At 53.9% G+C, this 18089-nt stretch carries 15 protein-coding genes and 1 pseudogene; 13 read left to right on the top strand and 3 right to left on the bottom strand.

The window, feature by feature from the left end:
- The first annotated feature begins 12 nt into the window (after positions 1 to 12).
- The 13 genes from EDF78_RS02360 to EDF78_RS02295 all read left to right on the top strand — a co-directional run bounded on the left by EDF78_RS02360 (position 13) and on the right by EDF78_RS02295 (position 15548).
- A complete protein-coding gene (locus tag EDF78_RS02360; RefSeq protein ID WP_119824825.1) occupies positions 13 to 1308 on the top strand; it encodes an anaerobic sulfatase maturase in 1296 nt (431 codons plus the stop codon).
- Positions 1305 to 2303 carry a MoxR family ATPase gene (locus EDF78_RS02355; RefSeq protein WP_133822432.1) on the top strand — a complete coding sequence of 333 codons (999 nt, stop codon included), beginning with the start codon at positions 1305 to 1307 and terminating at the stop codon, positions 2301 to 2303. Before EDF78_RS02360 ends, EDF78_RS02355 begins: the two co-directional genes overlap by 4 nt.
- Positions 2303 to 3208, top strand: a complete 906-nt coding sequence (locus EDF78_RS02350; RefSeq protein WP_133822431.1) for a DUF58 domain-containing protein — start codon at positions 2303 to 2305, stop codon at positions 3206 to 3208. The genes EDF78_RS02355 and EDF78_RS02350 overlap by 1 nt, the downstream gene beginning before the upstream one ends.
- Positions 3209 to 3649, top strand: coding sequence for a DUF4381 family protein (locus EDF78_RS02345; RefSeq protein ID WP_133822430.1), 441 nt, complete (start codon positions 3209 to 3211; stop codon positions 3647 to 3649).
- Positions 3642 to 4619, top strand: a complete 978-nt coding sequence (locus EDF78_RS02340; protein WP_133822429.1) for a VWA domain-containing protein — start codon at positions 3642 to 3644, stop codon at positions 4617 to 4619. Before EDF78_RS02345 ends, EDF78_RS02340 begins: the two co-directional genes overlap by 8 nt.
- Positions 4616 to 6142 carry a VWA domain-containing protein gene (locus tag EDF78_RS02335; protein WP_133822428.1) on the top strand — a complete coding sequence of 509 codons (1527 nt, stop codon included), beginning with the start codon at positions 4616 to 4618 and terminating at the stop codon, positions 6140 to 6142. Before EDF78_RS02340 ends, EDF78_RS02335 begins: the two co-directional genes overlap by 4 nt.
- Positions 6139 to 7176, top strand: a complete 1038-nt coding sequence (locus EDF78_RS02330; RefSeq protein WP_133822427.1) for a BatD family protein — start codon at positions 6139 to 6141, stop codon at positions 7174 to 7176. The genes EDF78_RS02335 and EDF78_RS02330 overlap by 4 nt, the downstream gene beginning before the upstream one ends.
- Before the next feature lie 99 nt (positions 7177 to 7275).
- The gene (locus EDF78_RS02325; protein WP_133822426.1) at positions 7276 to 10989 is read left to right on the top strand and encodes an autotransporter domain-containing protein; all 3714 of its coding nucleotides are present in this window, start codon (positions 7276 to 7278) and stop codon (positions 10987 to 10989) included.
- A 491-nt stretch (positions 10990 to 11480) separates the two neighbouring features.
- Positions 11481 to 11741 carry a helix-turn-helix transcriptional regulator gene (locus EDF78_RS02320; protein ID WP_095925437.1) on the top strand — a complete coding sequence of 87 codons (261 nt, stop codon included), beginning with the start codon at positions 11481 to 11483 and terminating at the stop codon, positions 11739 to 11741.
- A gap of 273 nt (positions 11742 to 12014) precedes the next feature.
- On the top strand, positions 12015 to 12320 hold the full coding sequence (locus EDF78_RS02315; protein ID WP_095925436.1) for a DUF1471 domain-containing protein: 306 nt from the start codon (positions 12015 to 12017) through the stop codon (positions 12318 to 12320).
- 745 nt (positions 12321 to 13065) lie between these two features.
- Complete coding sequence (locus EDF78_RS02305) at positions 13066 to 13839, top strand: type IV toxin-antitoxin system AbiEi family antitoxin (RefSeq protein WP_133822425.1); 774 nt, start codon at positions 13066 to 13068, stop codon at positions 13837 to 13839.
- A complete protein-coding gene (locus EDF78_RS02300) occupies positions 13832 to 14749 on the top strand; it encodes a nucleotidyl transferase AbiEii/AbiGii toxin family protein (protein WP_133822424.1) in 918 nt (305 codons plus the stop codon). The genes EDF78_RS02305 and EDF78_RS02300 overlap by 8 nt, the downstream gene beginning before the upstream one ends.
- A 604-nt stretch (positions 14750 to 15353) precedes the next feature.
- Complete coding sequence (locus EDF78_RS02295) at positions 15354 to 15548, top strand: hypothetical protein (protein WP_133822423.1); 195 nt, start codon at positions 15354 to 15356, stop codon at positions 15546 to 15548.
- Positions 15549 to 15692: 144 nt separating this feature from the next.
- Here the strand turns inward: EDF78_RS02295 and EDF78_RS25690 are convergent.
- The 3 genes and pseudogenes from EDF78_RS25690 to EDF78_RS02275 form a co-directional block, all read right to left on the bottom strand.
- Positions 15693 to 16212, bottom strand: a pseudogene (locus EDF78_RS25690) (transposase); the annotation flags it as partial.
- A 250-nt stretch (positions 16213 to 16462) separates the two neighbouring features.
- Positions 16463 to 17035: a hypothetical protein gene (locus EDF78_RS02280; RefSeq protein WP_133822421.1), complete on the bottom strand. Its 573-nt coding sequence runs from the start codon at positions 17033 to 17035 to the stop codon at positions 16463 to 16465.
- A 775-nt stretch (positions 17036 to 17810) separates the two neighbouring features.
- Complete coding sequence (locus EDF78_RS02275) at positions 17811 to 18011, bottom strand: hypothetical protein (RefSeq protein WP_133822420.1); 201 nt, start codon at positions 18009 to 18011, stop codon at positions 17811 to 17813.
- Positions 18012 to 18089 lie beyond the last annotated feature (78 nt).

Genomic DNA, 18089 nt, shown 5'->3' with positions numbered 1-18089 from the left:
TCAGGAGGCGCGATGAAGTACAGCACCACATTGCCTGTTAAAGCATTACCGTCAGCAGAAAAGTATGACGGTACAGGCCCGGAATATACGCGACGCTTCCACGTAATGGCCAAGCCCAGCGGCTCAACCTGTAACCTCGATTGCTCCTACTGTTTTTACCTGAGTAAAGAAGATCTGCTGCATCAGGACCGGCACACCGGCATGAGTGATGAGGTGCTGGAGAATTTTATCCGCCAGTACATTGACGGTCAGGACGGCGAACAGGTGGTGTTCTCCTGGCAGGGCGGTGAGCCGACATTAATGGGACTGCCGTTTTTTGAGAAAGTGGTGAAATTTCAGAAACAGTATCAGAAGCCCGGTCAGCGCATCGAAAACGATTTACAGACCAACGGCGTGCTGATTAACGACAAGTGGGCCGAGTTTCTGAAAGAACACCATTTTCTGGTGGGCATCTCCATCGATGGCCCGCGGGAACTTCATGACCGCTACCGCGTCACGCGCAGCGGCAAGCCGACTTTCGACAAAGTCATGCAAGGCGTTGCGGCGCTGAAAAAATACAAGGTGCCTTTCAACGCACTGGTGACGGTCAACCGGACCAATGCCCGCTTTCCGCTGGAAGTGTATCGCTTTATGACGCGGGAACTGGGGGCAACCTATGTGCAGTTTAACCCGTGCGTCGAACCCGTTGATTTCAAAGTCACCGCGCCCCAGTTCTGGCGTGATGACACCATCCCGGTGACCGGCTCCCGCCGCGCCAGACCAGGCGATCTGGACTCTGTCGTCACCGACTGGTCGGTCGATCCCAACGACTGGGGCACGTTTCTGATCGCGGTGTTTGAAGAATGGGTGAACAACGATTTAGGCCGCGTTCAGGTCAATCTGTTCGAAACCGCCGTCGCCCAGACCATGGGGATGCCCGCGCAGATTTGTACCGCCTCTGAATTTTGCGGCAAAGGGCTGGCGGTAGAGAAAAACGGCGATATTTATTCCTGCGACCACTACGTCTACCCGGAATACCAGCTGGGAAATATTGCCGATACGCAACTGGCGCACATGGCGTTTTCCGAACGTCAGAAAGCCTTCGGCATGGGGAAAAAAGACACCCTGCCCGCCTACTGCAAATCCTGCCCGTACCTGAAACTTTGCTGGGGAGAATGCCCGAAAAACCGCATCGTCCGCGCTCCGGACGGCGAAACGGGCCTTAACTATCTCTGTCCCGGCATCAAAGCTTTCTTTAACTACGCCGAGCCGATACTGGTGGGGATCGCCACGCTGGTGAAACGTGACTTTTCAGGATTAAAGCGATGACAAACAGAGAAAAGCTGTTGCAGCTTGAACAGCGGATGAATGAACAGGTGATCGGCCAGCAATCGCTGGTGCGCATGTTACTGATCGCCCTGCTGTGTGATGGTCATGTGTTGCTGGAAGGGCTGCCCGGACTGGCAAAAACCCGCGCCGTGCGCGAGCTTGCCCGCCATGTGGAAGGCGAATTCAGCCGCATTCAGTTCACGCCGGATCTCCTGCCCTCTGACATTACCGGCAGTGAAATCTACCAGCAGCACGCCACCCGCGAAGAGGAACAGTTTCGCTTCCGCCCCGGTCCGGTGTTCGGCAACATTATTCTCGCCGATGAAATCAACCGTGCCTCGGCGCGGGTGCAGTCCGCCTTGCTGGAAGCCATGGAAGAACGCCATGTGACCGTGGCCGGAAAAACCTGGCCGTTGCCCGGTGTGTTTATGGTGCTGGCGACGCAAAACCCGGTGGATCAGGAAGGCACCTGGCCGCTGCCGGAAGCACAGCTTGACCGTTTTCTGATGAAAGTGCTGGTGGATTATCCGTCGCGGGAAAACGAACAAAAAGTGATGCAACTGGTGCGCGCCGAACAGCAGCAAAAATACCAGCAGACAGAGGTAGGATCCCCTGCGGAACAGGCGGAAACCCTGATGCTGACGCAACAGGATATCGCCACCTGCTGGCAGGAAATCTCTGCCATTTATGTCGCGCCGGTGGTGGAAAACTACATTGTGAATCTGGTCGAAATGACCCGCCATCCGCAGGGCGCCAGCGATACGCTGGCCAGCTACATTACTTTTGGCGCCAGTCCGCGCGGCACGCTGGCGCTCGATCGCTGCGGGCGTGCGCTGGCATGGCTGGAAGGCCGCGACGCGGTGTTGCCGGAAGATATCCGCCAGATTGCCCCTGCCGTATTGCGTCACCGCCTGATGCTCAGCTATCAGGCCAATGCCGATAACTGTTCGCCGGATGAGGTCATCCGCATGTTGCTCGACGCGGTGGTGGCCTGATGGAAAACCCGCTGGCGATTGACCGTGACACGCTGATGGCACTGGCCGGAGAGGCGAAACTGTTGTCGAATCCGCCGGGGCAAATCCCGCCCGGTGCGCTGGCCGGTGAACGGGTGTCGCGCCAGCAGGGGCGCGGATTAAATTTTGACAGTCTGCGGCGTTATCAGGCCGGTGATGATGTCCGGCTGATCGACTGGCAGGCCACCGCACGCCTGCGGACGCCGTGGATACGCCTGTATAACGAAGAGCGCGAGCGCCCGGTTTTTCTGATTGTCGATCAGCGGCTCGACATGTTCTTTGCCACGCGCGGGCAGACAAAATCGGTGGTGGCGGCAAAAATTGCCGGATTACTGGCCTGGCGCAGCTGGCACGACGGTGATCGTCTGGGGAGCGCCGTGTTCGGCGATGCCGGGTATGCCCTGCAAAAATGCCGGGCGCCCTCTGCAAATCTCAATCATGTGCTGGATGATTTACTCCACTATAATCAGGCGCTGCCGCCGCGTTATCCGGCAGAACCGGCCACGTCGTTGTCACTTTCCGCCGTCTTGCAACATGCCCGCCGGCTGATCCCGGCCGGTTCATGGGTGGCGCTGCTCAGTGATTTTCATGATCTGGATGCGGAATGCGAAGCCCTGCTGGCGGCCCTGCGCCGCCGCTGTGAAGTCAGCGCGTTTGTTATTCTCGACGATCTGCACCTTCGTCTGCCTGCCTCGGGCAATCTGGCGGCCAATTATCGCGGGCATGAAGCCGAGTTCTCCCTGTCAGGCGTGCTGCGCGATGAGATACAAAACAGCATCACCGCCCGCCTCAGCGGGCAGGAGAAAAAACTGACCCGGCTTGGGATCCGCGTCAATCAGATCGTGGTGACACAGGATTTACTCCGGCAACTGCAAAGGGGGCTTTGAATGCTGGAAAAAGGATTTAGCGTTCCGGATTTGTTTCAGCCCGCCCTGCCCGGCCGGTTCTCGTGGTTTCCCCTTCCTCCCGGCTGGTTTGTTCTGGCGGGCGTGCTTATCGCGCTGCTGCTGATTTTTCTGCTGTATCGTCTGGCCCGCTGGCGGCGAAATCTCTGGCGACGTCAGGCGCTGGCCGCGTTGCGTCATGCGCACGATGCCGACGGCTGGCTCTCACTGATCAAACGTATTCTGTTAATGCATCAGCCCCGCGCGGCGGTCAGCCAGTGGCTGACACCGGAACACGTCCTGCAACAGGTCGATATTGATGCGGATCTGCGTCAGCAGCTCAGCGCGCGCTACTGCCAGCCGGATAACGCACTGGACAGTGAGCAAAATGCCCGTCTGCAATCCCAACTGAAAACCTGGCTGGAGAAACTGCCGCATGTCTGAGTTTCTGAGCCGCCTCGATTTCGCCTGGCCGTGGGCCGGTTTACTGATTTTCCTGCCGCTGATCAGCCGCTACTTCCTGCCTCGGGACAATGAGGTGAAAGAACGGGTGCGCGTGCCTTTCCTGCCCGAACTGATCGACGAAGTGAAACTCAACAGCCAGCCGGTGCGCAGCAGTAAACTGAGCAACATTCTGTTCTGGGTTATCTGGATGTTGCTGGTGGTGGCGCTTTCCCGACCGGAATACCTGACGCCACCGCAGCATATTCAGAAACCGATGCGTGACGTGGTGCTGATCCTCGATGTCTCCGGGTCGATGGCAAAAAACGATGTGGCGGGCGGCGAGACCCGTTTGCAGGCCGTGCAGGCGTCGGTGAGAAAGTTTGTCGCACAGCGTAAATCTGACCGCATCGGGCTGGTGATTTTTGCCAGCCACGCCTGGCCTTTCGCGCCAGTCAGTGAAGATAAACAGGCGTTGCAGACGCGGATCAATCAGCTGTCGCCCGGCATGATCGGACAACAGACGGCGATCGGCGACGCGCTGGGCGTCGGGGTGAAACTGCTGGATACCACCGCCAACAAAGACGCCAGCAAACTGGCGATTTTACTGACCGACGGCAATGACACCGCCTCGCAGCTCGCCCCGCCGCTCGCGGCGCAACTGGCGGTCTCTCATCACGTTCAGGTGCATACCATTGCCTTTGGCGATGTCACCAGCACCGGTGATGACAAAGTCGATCTGCCGTTGTTGCAGGATATCGCCCGGATCACCGGCGGCAAATCCTGGACCGCCAGCAACTCCGGCGCGTCACTCGACAGCGTCTGGCAGGAAATCGATGCCATCACGCCGGTTCAGGTGAAATCCATCGGCTGGTCATGGCATCTCCCGCTGTTCCAGTGGCCGTTACTGCTGGCGCTGGCGCTCCTGTTGCTGCTCAGTCTTGGGCGTTATTTCCGGGAGAAAACCGCATGAGCGATTTCCATTTCATCTACCCGTGGCGGTTGTCCGGTCTGCTGCTGTGCATTCTGCTGGGGTTTATCACCACCCGCGAGCGCAGCGCCTGGCACCGGATTATGGATAAACCTTTCGCGAAGGCGCTGATTATCGGGCAGCAAAAACGCCTGACCCGCGCCCTGCCGTGGGTGATGGCGCTGGGCGTGATTGCCCTTTCCGGCCCCACCTGGCAGCGGGAATTACCGGCCGCGCTGACACCACAAAGTGACATGATGGTCATTCTGCAACAGGACCCGGCGATGATGGCGCAGGATCTGGCCCCGAGCCGTCATCAGCGTATGCAAAGCAAAATCATGGATCTGATGGCCCGCACGCCGGGCACCCGTTTCGGGCTGGTGGTGTATCACGCGCAGGCGTGGCTGACCACGCCGCTGACGCAGGATCCGGCGTTTTATTCGTTGTTTCTTCATGCACAGACGCCGTCACTTTTGCCGGAAGGCGAAGGCTCCGGTCTGCGGCAGGCTGTCGCGCTGGCGCAAAAAAACATGCCCGCGACACAGGATGCGCCGCGTAATTTGCTGCTGATCGCCGATTCCCTGACGGCTGAAGATGCCCGCTGGCTGACAGAGTCCGGGCTGCCGATCCAGATCTGGGTGCCGGGTACGGCGCGCGGCGGTGCGCTGCCGCAGGCGTATGACGGGCGCGGTATCGATACCCGTCTCAATGTTCAGCGGTTCAGCGAGACCCGCGACGGCGGCGTGCCGGTGACGCTGGTCACCAGCGACGACAGCGATATTTCGGTGATCGCCAGCCATATCCGGCAATCCGTTGCCGCCCAAAACAATGCCCGCGCCGACCTGCACTGGAAAAACAGCGGCTATCTGCTGGTGATACCGGTGCTGCTGTTGCTGCTGTTCTGCCGACGTCAGCTGATGTGCTGGCTGGTGGTGGCGCTGCCGTTGATGCTGTATCTGCCGCAGGGACAGGCGGCGTGGCGCGATGCGTGGATCAGCCCTGATATGCAGGGACAACGGGCCTTTGATAAAGGGCAGTATTCACAGGCGGCAGAACGTTTTCAGGATCCGCTGTGGCAGGGTATTGCCTGGTATCGCGCCGGTAATTTTGTCGCCGCCACGTCATCATTTCGTCAGGCTCCGCAGACCGCCGATGTGCTGCTGTGGACCGGCAACAGCTACGCGCAGCAAAGGCTGTGGCAACCGGCCATCAACAGTTACGATCAGGCACTGAGCCTGCGCCCCGGCTGGAAAATGGCGCAGGATAACCGGGCAAAAATTGCCAAAATCATCATGACACTTCGCCAGCAGGAGCGTGACCGGCAGTCTGCACAGGGTAAGGAAAAGGACTACAAACCCGACGACATCAAATACGATCTGAAGAAAAATCAGGGCGTGAACCAGAAGGATATTCAGCCGGTCGCCAGCGCGAATCCACAGGTCAGTCAGTGGTATGACAATCTGGACGTATCCCCTTCCGGCCTGCTGGAAAATCTCTACCGTTCAAATCAGGAGGTCGCCCCATGAGAGGCCTGTTGCTGATATTGCTGCTGGCCGTGTTACCGGCACGCGCCGCCATGGACATTACCCGCGAACTGGTCGCGCCCGATAACGTGGTGCCCGGACAACCGCTGCGCGTGGCCATGACCTTCTGGACTGACACCTGGTTTAATCCGCCACCGCAATGGCCGGCCTTTGTGATTGAAAACGGATCACTGCTGACCACGCCGTTACCGAATCAGTTACTGAGCCGCCATAAAGACGGCACCAACTGGAGCGGGATCCGCCTCGAACGGCAGGTGATGGCCTGGGATCAGGGCGTGCTGCGGCTTCCTGCGACCGAAGTGACGCTGACCTCCCCCGGTCAGCCGCCGGTCACCGTGCCGCTTCCGGCACTGGAAAAACCGGTGAACTGGCCGCAGGACACCCGGCAACCGGACCGGTTTTTACCCGCCAGCCACCTGACCCTGAGCCAGAAAATCACCCAGTTTCACGCCGCCGATGATCAGCAACTTCACGCCGGGGATGTGATTGAACGGGCGGTGACGGTGCAGGCCGGAGGCATTGTGGCGAACCAGATCCCCCGCCTGCTTTACGCCATTCCGGGCACGGAAACGCAGGGGCTGCCTGCGGAGAATCAGTTGCTGACCCGCGGACGCGGGGATGTGGAAGGCGCACAGCGGACGGAACGCCTGCGTTATCTGCCGTCACAGGCGGGTACCGTGACCCTGCCGCCGGTTCAGCTCAGATGGTGGGACACCGGCCATCAGCAATGGCAACTGGCCGACCTGCCCGGCGCATCCTTTCAGGTAGCGGCGGCACGGGGTGCAGGCAGCGAAGCCGCGTTGCGCGGCACCACTGGCGAACAAAAATGGCGCCCTTACCTGCTGGCAGGCGCGGCGGTGATCCTGGTGATTTTCCTGTGGTTCAGCCGACGCCTGATCGCACGCAGTTGCCGCTATCTGGCTCGCCGCTGGCATCGCTTCTGGCATCCTGTGCCGCTGCCGGATCTCAGCCCCGTCAGCCAGCAGAAGAATCCGCGACAATTACCGCCCTTTTGACAGGTTATTTGCGCGATTGACTTCGGACTATTCTTATAACATCCCTGAAACAAACTAACAAAACGACGCCTGCACGTCAGTCAATCTCAGGGATCCTTAATGACTCGCCTTCGCCGCGCAGCCGGGCACAGCGCCCGTTTTATCTGCGCTTTTATTCTGTTGTCTTTCGTTACTGTCTCACCGGCCATCGCACAGTCTGCCGGATGCCTCGCGCTGAACAACCAGACCTTCAGCACCGCGTCATTTACTGCTCAGGCTTATCCCGCCAGTCAGTTTGAGGCAACGGATACCCTGACGCTGACTTTTACTGATTACGGCACGGGAAGCACAAGCAATACGGTTGATACCGACAGTTTTGGTAAGACAAATTACGCGCAGAGCGTCTATATGAGCTACTACGCCAATAACGGGAGCGCAGGAACGCATACCTATACCTACACGGGTTCTCAGCTTTCGACGGAGGGGATCCGCTTTCGTCTGACCTCCAGCCACGGCTACCTGAGTCCTGTCACGGCGTCCTGTACCTCAGCGGCAAGCGTATCGACGGACGCCACCCTCTCGGCACTGTCACTTTCTGCGGGTTCGCTTTCCCCGACCTTCTCCAGCGGGACAACCTCTTACAACGCAAGCGTTGCTAACAGCGTGACCAGCATTACGCTGACACCAGTGACCACCGACAGCACGGCAACCGTAAAAGTGAACGGGACCTCCGTCATTTCCGGCAGTGCATCAGGCGCTATACCGTTAAGTGAAGGTAGTAACACCCTCACCGTCACCGTGACGGCCGCCGACGGCACCACCACGTCCGGCTATTCCGTTCAGGTTCAACGCAACGGACTGGCGCCAGTCGCCGGCTCAACCAGCGCCAGCGTGGCATTTAACAGCAGCAATAATACAATTACCCTGCCGCTTTCCGGCGGCGCAACCACATTAGTGGCGCAGGGATCGGCACCTGCTCACGGTTCGGTGGTGTTCTCAGGATCAGCCGCCCTTTATACACCGCAGCAAAATTATTTCGGCGCGGACAGTTTCACTTATACCGCGGGCAACAACTGGGGCACATCAGCCCCTGCGACCGTCACCGTGAATATCGCCGCGCCGGTGATCTCCCTGTCGCCGGTCACTTTGCCTTCTGCCACATCCGGCACCCCCTACAGCCAGACACTGACCGCAACGGGCGGGTCGGGCAGCTATCAGTTTACTACTGCGGATGCGTTACCTGCCGGATTAGCACTGGCAGTGAATGGCGAAATTTCGGGCACGCCGACCGCAACGGGCAGTTTTAACATTACCGTTGTGGCACAGGATACGGCGAACGCGGCAACGGGCAGTCAGCGCTACACCCTTGCCGTTACCGGGCAGGCACCGGTCGCGGGCGCAGTCAGCACCACCGTAGCCGGGAACAGCAGCATTAACGCCATCGTTCCGGCCCTTTCAGGCGGCGTCGCAGCGTCAGTCACCGTCACCACCGCACCGCTTCATGGTACGGCGACAGCTTCAGGAACCTCACTGAGTTACACGCCTGCGCCCGGATTTTCAGGTGCCGACAGTTTCACGTACATCGCCAGCAATAACTGGGGGTCTTCAGCGCCTGCCACTGTGAATGTGAACGTTGCCAGTGTCACGCTTGGCTTCTCACCGGCAGGCGGTGCATTGCCCGCCGCCACCTCAGGTTTGCCGTGGTCACAGACCATAACGGCCAGCAGCGGCACCGCCCCTTACACCTACAGCGCATCCGGATTGCCTTCGGGGCTGTCCGTCAATGCCAGCAACGGCGAGATTTCAGGTACGCCCGCGGCCTCCGGCAGTTATGCCATTCAGGTCAGCGCAGCGGACAGCAACGGGATCACCGGCACGGTGAATTATCAGCTGACCGTTGCCGGACAGGCACCGGTGGTCAGCGCGGTATCCTCGACCGTGGCGGCCAATACCACTGAGAACCTGATTGAGCCGGTGTTATCCGGTGGCGCGGTCACCTCGCTGGCGATTGTGCAACAACCCGCGCATGGCACCGCGCGGATCCAGAACCTGAAAATCCGCTATACCCCGGTAGCGGGCTATTCCGGCAGCGACAGTTTCATATACAGCGCCGCCAATAATTTCGGCAGCGCGCAGGCCAGGGTCACACTGAATGTCACCACGGCGACGCTGTCCGTCACACCCGCCAGCGGCGCATTACCCGAAGGGCGCGAAGGTACGGCTTACCGCCAGACGTTCAGTGCAACAGGCGGCACCGCGCCTTATCAGTTCCGCATTGCCGGGGCGTTGCCCGCCGGATTAACGCTCAGTGGCGATACCCTGAGCGGCACGCCCTCCGCCGCAGGTCACAGCAGTTTCACGCTGACCGCCACCGACGCCAGCGGCGTGACTACGCAGGTCGCGTATTCACTCAACATGACCCGCGCGCAACCTGTCGGCGTCAGCCATACGGCATCCGTACTGGCGGGGAAATCAGTGCGGGTAAACCTGACTGAAAACGCTACCGGTGGACCGTTTACCGCAGCCCGTCTGCTCGATTCGCCGGAAAAAACACTGGGCAGTGCGACACTGGAACACAGCGGCAACGGTGTGTATCTGGATTTTCAGGCAACGGCTCAGGCTTCCGGGACGGTGGCCCTGCGCTATGTATTGCTGACCGCCGGTTCACAATCAGCCCCTGCGACAGTGATGCTGACCATCACCGGGCGCCCTGACCCGTCCAAAGACCCTGACGTGCTCGGGCTGGTCAGTGCGCAGGTTCAGTCAGCACAAAATTTCGCGCGGGCGCAGATCCGCAATTTCAGCGACCGTCTCGAGACCCTGCATAATCCGGCCAGCACACAGAGCGATATGAACGGCATCCGCTTCAACATGCCGACCTCTAAAAAGGAGCGCAGCCCTGATGATACGCTGTGGAATGCCGCGTGGAAGAACACCCGCCCGTTGCCGGAACTGCCGCAACTGACCGATAAAACCTCCGCGCAGACCACGCTTAACCGCGGCAACTCCCGCATCAATTACTGGACTGGCGGCTTTGTCGATTTTGGTCATTCCGGTAAAGACGGCGTAAGTTTCAGCCATACGCTGGTGGGGATCAGCACCGGCGCGGATTACCAGTTCACGCCGACATTTACCGCCGGCATGGGAATGGGCTTTGGCAGGGACGTCAGCGATATCGGCGACAGCGGCTCGCGCAGCAACGGACGTTCCCTCAGCTCGGCGCTTTACGGCAGTTATCATCCGGGCAGTTTCTTTATCGATGGCCTGCTCGGCTACAGCCGTCTGGACTATGACAGCCGCCGTTACGTCACTGAAATGGACCACTTCGCCCGCGGCGATCGTGGCGGTTATCAGGTGTTTGGCGCGGTGACATCCGGTTATGACTATCGCCTGCCCGCCCTGCTGGTCTCGCCTTACGGACGCCTGCAACTGTCGCGCACCCGGCTGGACAGCTACACCGAATCCAACGCCGGGGGCTACGATCTGGCGTATGCCTCACAGACGCTGAATGACGTGACCGGTGCGCTGGGCGTTCGTACTCAATATGCCCTGCCCCTGACGTGGTCAACGCTGCGCTGGCAAAGCCGGGTCGAATACACTCAGGCTTTCAGCGATCGCGGCCGCGCCCGTCTGGGTTATGCGGATGCCGGCAATGACAGCTTTAGCGCCGATGTTTACGGCGACAGTCAGGAAAATCTGGTGTTCGGCCTGGGGCTGGATTTCCTGCTGCCCCATGACATGACTCCGGGCATCGCCTATCAGGGCACACTCGGACTGGATGAGGAACGCAGCCGCTCGCAGATGATCATGCTGCGCATGAATATCGGCTTCTGATTAAAAAAGGCGTCCTGCGGATATCGGGACGCCTTTCATCATCGTGCGTGATGTAACTCACTGCAACGCCTGAAATTTCTCTGGAAAGCACCCCTCATTTTCGCCGTCAGGCCATTGGTTTACTTCCCTCAGTTACGCTATAGTGCACCCGTTGCGGCAAAATCCGCAGCCGGGTTTCGCAGCCTGAATATCACGTTAGAAACACATATGTAATAATGATGTGTTGGGCTTCCTTGTACCTGTCAAACGCGGATACCGTGTTTGCACATTCAATGGTGGCTCAGGCGGGGCAACCTTCGGGTTGGCCGGGTTTCTAACGTTCGCCGGTACTGCGAACCCTGTCTGAGCTACCACCAATGTGAGTTTCGCAGCTCTGTCGGTGGTTTATACCCACACGTTAGAGATTTCAAAAATGAAACTATCCCACAGCCCGACCTTTCTGCCTTTCTGCATCGCCGTTCCTGCACAGTCAAAAACAGGAGCGCACTATTATGAATAATCACGACTGGCATCAGGCCGATATCATCGCCGCATTACGTAAAAAAGGCACAACGCTGGCGGCTGTTTCCCGCGCTGCCGGATTGAAATCCTCGACGCTTTCTAATGCGCTGGCAAGGCCCTGGCCAAAGGGTGAAATGCTTATCGCGCAGGCGCTGGAAATACATCCGGGCGTGATCTGGCCAAGCCGGTATTTTGATCCCCGAACGCATGAAATTATTCAGCGGACGGTAAGAACGTCTGACAGAAAGTAGAAACGGATATCAGGGCGCGGAATGCGCCCTTTTTGCATTCATGTCAAAAATAACGAACCTGTAACCAGATGAAAATATCCTCTTTCACTCTCGCGTTAATTGTGGCGGAAGATTGCTTAACAATGAATTAGCAATTAAAGCTAAAGGTGTTTACATGGAAAGGTGTTTATTAGCCTTGTCCCCGCTAAATAATTCAGGTGCGCAATCACCCGTTTTCATTTACAGCGCGACTGACTATCCGATTTAGAAAATGACCTGATGAGGGGTAAATCCATGAAAGGCTTAGTGAATGATGTTTTATCTATATTCTATCCAAAAGCGGTTAAGCCTGTTTTGGTCCGCGCAGGGTTATCGCATCGTGAGATCGCCTCCCTGCAAGCCGTCGGCGTGACCACGGTATCCTGGGCCACCTCCATGGAAGAACTCAACAACGCATTTGTTAAAAAAGCGCTGGATGCAGGTGCCGTCGGCTACCACATCACCAATGTGGAATCGCACAAACCGGGCAAAGAACAGCAACACGTCATGGCCGCCACCGCGACCTTTTACCATATCAATCACAAAGTGGCTTATGGGTGATGTTTCTGGAAAGTAATGCTGGAATACACAAAGCCGCACACCTGAAAAGACTGCGGCTTTTTTATTGAGCCCGGTGGTCATAACCCCACACTGTGCTTATATCTCTTACAATTGTTCAACTAATGATTTTCATCAATAACTTCGGTCGGCTTGTCGGTTTTAGGGGATAAATAGTCTTCTGAAAATATCACCCTCACCTTTGTGCTGCATCTGGCAATATTTTTTGCAGGCGGTGCCGCTGCGTGCTCTGACTATCATCATCGGGCTGATTGAGGGTTGGTAAGACGCGTCTTACGGCGATTCGGCGCAAGCCATGAGTCCGGGCTGTTTATCACCAAGCCAGGCGTATGTTCGGCACCAGCCTGACAGCAACGGGATTGTTTTAGCGGGCGTTGCCAATTTTTCTTGTACCAGAATATGTTTTTTACCAACGGCGGCAGGGATTGGGCTGGCAGTATGCATGACGGGCGGATCTTTCAAAAAATACCTCTGAAGTAATCATTTCCAGCCCAACTGAAACAAGCATTTCGGAATTTACCCGTACGCTATCTGCCACTGATGGTATTTAGTCATCCGGCATGGGCTCTTTCCACTGACGCCCCCCGGATAGCGATCCAATGACAGAGACAGGTTTCGCTGATACCACTCTCGCTGGAAACGTTTATGCACGACAGACACCATACATTGACTTTTCACTCACTAAGTAGTTTACTTTTTTTATTATAGTTACACCCTAAGTGAATCTATGACATCAAAAATAAACTGGCTATTGCAAAACACCTCTCCGGGAAGCTTGGTTTTGCAGTCCTGGCTGACCAGGAACAACATATCGCCTTCTCTGGCCTTCAAATACGCGCAAAATGGCTGGTTAATAAAACTGCGGGCTGGCGTTTACGCGCGCGCAGGACGAGAACCAGACTGGAGTGATGCACTATGGTGTCTGCAACGCCAGCTTGAAGCGCCGGTGCATCTGGCAGGACTGAGTAGTCTCTCCTGGCAGGGCCGTTCCCATTACCTACAGCTTAAGCAGAGTCAATGCTGGCTTAGCGCTGAAAACAAAGCGATATTGCCCAAATGGTTTAAAGAATTTCCCGGCGTTGAGTGGTTGGTGGTCTCAGCTCTGAAGCTCCCTGAATTGGATGAAAAATACCGAACAGAGCTTGAGGTTAAAGGGAAAAAAATAACCGCCAGTACGCCAGAACTCGCAGCCTATGAAATGTTAAGTGCAGTGCCTCAGGAATTCTCATTTGAGCACGCTGCCGAGCTTTTTCAGGGGCTGGTCAATCTCAACCCACGTAAAGTGGAGAAGCTGCTTACGCTCAGCCAGTCCGTACAAACCAAGCGTCTCTATCTGTTTTTCGCCAGTTTCTATGAACATGCATGGTTCAAACGGGTGGATACCACCAAAATCGACCTGGGATCGGGCAAAAGACAAGTCGTTGTTAATGGCAAACTGAACACGCAATATCAGATTACTGTGCCCGAGAATTTTACTAAAAAGGTAATAAGCCATGGATAAAACGTCCCCATACTACCGTCAGGTCGCCCTGCTGATGCGAGCGTTACCCTATGTTGCTAACGAGACCTGTTTTGCGCTGAAAGGGGGAACAGCGATCAACTTATTCATCCGTGATTTTCCCCGATTATCCGTGGACATCGATCTGGCCTACATCCCGCTGGAAAGCAGAGAGGTCGCGTTGCCCAACGTGCGGGAAGCGCTGACCCGCATCGCCGCTAAACTGGAAACACAAGCCGGACTCAGCGCAGTGCTGCAAACCAATAATCCCGATGAGATGCGTATTATTGCCACTACGGACGACGCACAAATTAAAATCGAAGTTTCACCCGTTGCCCGGGGAACATTGTATCCACCGCAAGAACGAGACGTCGTGGAAGCCGTGGAGGAAGAATTTGGTTTTGCAACGACCCCGGTTGTTTCGCTGCCTGACTTATACGGCGGCAAGCTATGTGCTGCGTTAGATCGCCAGCATCCCAGAGATTTCTACGACGTCAAAATGCTCCTTGATACACACGGAATCGACCGCGCAATATTCAATGGTTTCATCGCTTATTTGCTTAGCCATAATCGCCCATTGTCCGAAGTGCTTAGCCCACGCTGGAAGGATATTACTGGGCCCTTTCAAAATGAATTCAGCGGCATGACCTTTGAGAAGGTCTCACTGGAAGCGCTAAGAGAGGTCCCGGAAAGAATGCTCAGAGCGTTGAAAGCGCATTTCACTCAACGGGATTTCGATTTCCTGATGTCATTTAAACGCGGTGAACCAAACTGGAATTTAGCACCAGAAGCCCACATTCAGAATTTGCCAGCAGTTCAATGGAAGCTGCGCAATATTGAACGGATGTCGGAGGAAAAGCGCGCGCAGTCACTGGAGAAACTCGAAAAGGTCATGACAGAATGGCTGAGTTAGTTTATAAATTTCGATATAGTTACACTAAAAGTAAATCTATATTATTTTTTATAAACGAGTGAAGCCCTCGTAGAAATCCTTTCTTCCAGCACTTAAAAATAGGATTGTTATGGGCCTCGTAGGCGATCTGATTTGTCAGGATTAGTTTATCACCACGCCAGGCGTAAATGGCATCAACACGGATAGCGACGGGATTGATGTGGCTGGTAGAGTCGGTTTTCTTGAGTCAGAGTAAAAGTAGAAGATTTTCGTCATGACAATGGCTTTCGCTAGCGAGTTCAACAAAGTTTAAAATGCCCTCTTTATTGCTTTAAGCTACATAAAAACCTTGTCCGGTTTAAAGTTTTCGGGTGACCTGTACGATTCACTCAGAAAAGAGTGATAAAAATTAAAAAAAACAGAGCCCTGATATAGTTTTTGGGCAGCGAATGGCGATAAAATTCCCACGTTGCAGCAAAACTGCAGCCGGAATTGGCGTTCCGAATATCACGAGTGTCGGTAGCAATAATGCTGTGCTGCTATTTGCATTCTAATGATTAAGCGGAGCGCTGACCTCAATGTCCACTGTCCAACCTTCTCACGTCAGCCTCCTCTGGAGGTATCTATGAAATTCACTATTGAACACCCCTCTGCCAGAAAACTGGTCGATCGCTCTCGTGTTTTGGTAAATGTGATGCTTGAAAATCCGGATGACAATAACCCAAATTATGTGTTGTTACTGATTTTGGCTGAGCAATTGCAACGACTCAATGATGATCTTGAAGAAGAGGAAGTCCGGCAACTTAAAGCAGTGAATTGACCTCAGCAGTCTTTCTTCCCCTGCAGCATCAGGAAATGGTGCTGTAGGGGATTAGCTGTAATTACGGCTAATGAAAGCTCAATTTTGTCGAAGCTGTTTGAAAATTCACCGATGGGGAATTAATACTTCGGGACAGAATATTAAGTAGAGGCGGTAGATTCTTTTGTGATTATCGCGCCAGCCTTCCCGCCTGAGCATCACGTGTACCCGGCGGTACCCGTAATGAACCCGGGTTTCGGTTATCTCACGGATGCGTAGCCGCAGTGCGCTGTCGTCGGCGGCCACAGAACGATATCAAAACGAGCGCGGCTGACCCGCAGCGCAAAACAGACCTGTCTCTCACTGGCACCGTAGCGGGCTTGCAAATCCCTGCCCCATTCGCGCAGGCGTGCCAGCGTCAGCTCTTTTTTGCCAGCACGTCCTGCAGCATCGCCTTGTCGAGGCTCAGATCGGCAATCAGCCTCTTCAGACGCTGATTTTCCTCTTCCAGTTGCCGCATATGCTTCAGCTCAGAAGGAGAAATGCCGCCATATTTTTTACGCCATGTATAGAAAGTGGCATCCGAAATGCCCAGTTTGCGACAGACGTCCGGCACGGACGTACCCAGTTCAGCCTGCTTCAGGGCAAAAACAATCTGCTCTTCGGTGAATCGTGACTTTTTAATCGGCACATCCTCCGTTCAGGGGAGTCATTATCATGCCGGAATTCTGTTTCTGAATGGAGCAGGATTTTGGGGCAGGGTCAATCGTCACTACGACCTTCTCCCTTATCAATCACAAAGAGGTTTATGTATGGAGAAGGTAGTGAGGAAATGAAAGATGCCGCATAATTTGACGGTGCGGCATTTTTTTGTTGCTCTACGCTAAATAATTTCCCATAGCACTTCAACTAGACCCACGAAATTTAAAATATATTTAATTCATATTAATATGACTATATTCCAATGGGAGGTTCCATACCTTTGCTAATAGTATAGCAAACTTATGAATATCGAGATCGGATTTGTGATGTTCATTTAATAAATCATCAAGAAAAATACGATCTTCACAAGTTTCTAAAGTGAGCTCATACCATTCGCTACCACGACAAGTATATTCTATTATGCGAATCGCTGTAAGATCGTGCTCTTCAAATACTATGCTGAATTCACCGCTTTGAAGCCCTTTAATTTTCATTTTGTTGTCAAAAAAAGCATAAAGGCTATCCGCTGATAGATGACTCACATCTTTTTTATGGATCACCTGCCCAGCCAACCGGCTTAAAACTTTCGTTTCTTGATGGAGACTTTTGAGTAGTAATTGATTCCCGAAAGGACAGTCATCTTTTCGGAAAGCTGAAATCTCTGAGACACAATGGAAATATCCATTTTTATACTTATATTCATCATATATAAATGCTATGTTAGTATTTAAATCATTGACTCGAATTTTCAACTCAACATCATGCTCTGCAAATTTCGGCGCAGATGGCAGCATCTTGTTAGTCACTTTAATTCCCCCTTTATCCTCATGGATTAAAGGGGCCGTAAGCAAAACAAAAAACACGCATATAAAGAGACTAAAGATACAGATGAAAAAATTATATTGCTGATACGTTTTGACAACAACCGCTATTGAACAAGCGAACTGAATTATAAATATCCAGCGATGAGTTTTCATTCCCCGCGATTTCGTTATCAATGAGAAAACGATTAACACAAGGAGGAGGTATATAATTTTTTCTGGCGACATCGGGAAAAACAAAAACAATGACAGTGCTAAAGTAGAAAAATACAGGACAGGCATCACACCCCCTAGATTTTGTGAAGAGCCAGCGTAATTAAGGCATGCTATAAGATCCCGCCCAAACCTCCCGAATTACTTATATTTAACAAAAAAATAACCAATGACATAACAAAAAGAAAAAAACCTGCGAGCAGGATAATGAATACTTTAAAAATTTTGCTCATATCAATCCCTCTGATTATTTAGTTGTGGCTATGTTGCAGAAAACTTCTTTCCAGGTTTTTTTATGTTTTAACTTCCATGACCCATCTGACGCATCACAGGCAACTAACATTCCAGACAACAAGACCATACTCAAAATCGCTACCAATCCCTTAACTTCCATGACAATAAAATCCTTTTAAATAAAATAGCGGTGATTATCACCCTGTTTTCGTTGTGAGACAAGGTTTATCAATAAAATATATTCCTTTTAAATCAATAACTAAAAACACTTCTCATGTGAAATTTCATATCATAATATATTGAGTGAAATTTCTTATTTTTGTGGGGAAAATTCATGCAGAACTTTACCAAAAACTGTAATACAGATTCCCAACACCAAAACATAAAATAATTTTTCCGGCAAAGTATCGAAATGGAAAATAAAATAAAATGACAACCAGACAGCAGCAGCAGCTGCTGCTGCTGCTGCTGCTGCTGCAATAATCGCGCCGAACACACCTTTAAGCCAACGCATAACAGCGACCCACGTGCATATTTAGCACTTTGGGTTTTGTTATTAAATATTGAAATCTCTTGCGATCAGCCATACTAA

Origin of the sequence: Rahnella sp. BIGb0236, from assembly GCF_004364755.1 — a bacterium.
Lineage (GTDB): Bacteria > Pseudomonadota > Gammaproteobacteria > Enterobacterales > Enterobacteriaceae > Rahnella > Rahnella victoriana.
This window is presented reverse-complemented; position numbering and strand designations above follow the sequence as displayed.

Bases quoted from the DNA above. Each gene is read 5' to 3' on its own strand.
- EDF78_RS02360 (WP_119824825.1), top strand. From the start codon at position 13: ATGAAGTACAGCACCACATTGCCTGTTAAAGCATTACCGTCAGCAGAA.
- EDF78_RS02355 (WP_133822432.1), top strand. From the start codon at position 1,305: ATGACAAACAGAGAAAAGCTGTTGCAGCTTGAACAGCGGATGAATGAA.
- EDF78_RS02350 (WP_133822431.1), top strand. From the start codon at position 2,303: ATGGAAAACCCGCTGGCGATTGACCGTGACACGCTGATGGCACTGGCC.
- EDF78_RS02345 (WP_133822430.1), top strand. From the start codon at position 3,209: ATGCTGGAAAAAGGATTTAGCGTTCCGGATTTGTTTCAGCCCGCCCTG.
- EDF78_RS02340 (WP_133822429.1), top strand. From the start codon at position 3,642: ATGTCTGAGTTTCTGAGCCGCCTCGATTTCGCCTGGCCGTGGGCCGGT.
- EDF78_RS02335 (WP_133822428.1), top strand. From the start codon at position 4,616: ATGAGCGATTTCCATTTCATCTACCCGTGGCGGTTGTCCGGTCTGCTG.
- EDF78_RS02330 (WP_133822427.1), top strand. From the start codon at position 6,139: ATGAGAGGCCTGTTGCTGATATTGCTGCTGGCCGTGTTACCGGCACGC.
- EDF78_RS02325 (WP_133822426.1), top strand. From the start codon at position 7,276: ATGACTCGCCTTCGCCGCGCAGCCGGGCACAGCGCCCGTTTTATCTGC.
- EDF78_RS02320 (WP_095925437.1), top strand. From the start codon at position 11,481: ATGAATAATCACGACTGGCATCAGGCCGATATCATCGCCGCATTACGT.
- EDF78_RS02315 (WP_095925436.1), top strand. From the start codon at position 12,015: ATGAAAGGCTTAGTGAATGATGTTTTATCTATATTCTATCCAAAAGCG.
- EDF78_RS02305 (WP_133822425.1), top strand. From the start codon at position 13,066: ATGACATCAAAAATAAACTGGCTATTGCAAAACACCTCTCCGGGAAGC.
- EDF78_RS02300 (WP_133822424.1), top strand. From the start codon at position 13,832: ATGGATAAAACGTCCCCATACTACCGTCAGGTCGCCCTGCTGATGCGA.
- EDF78_RS02295 (WP_133822423.1), top strand. From the start codon at position 15,354: ATGAAATTCACTATTGAACACCCCTCTGCCAGAAAACTGGTCGATCGC.
- EDF78_RS02275 (WP_133822420.1), bottom strand. From the start codon at position 18,011: ATGCGTTGGCTTAAAGGTGTGTTCGGCGCGATTATTGCAGCAGCAGCA.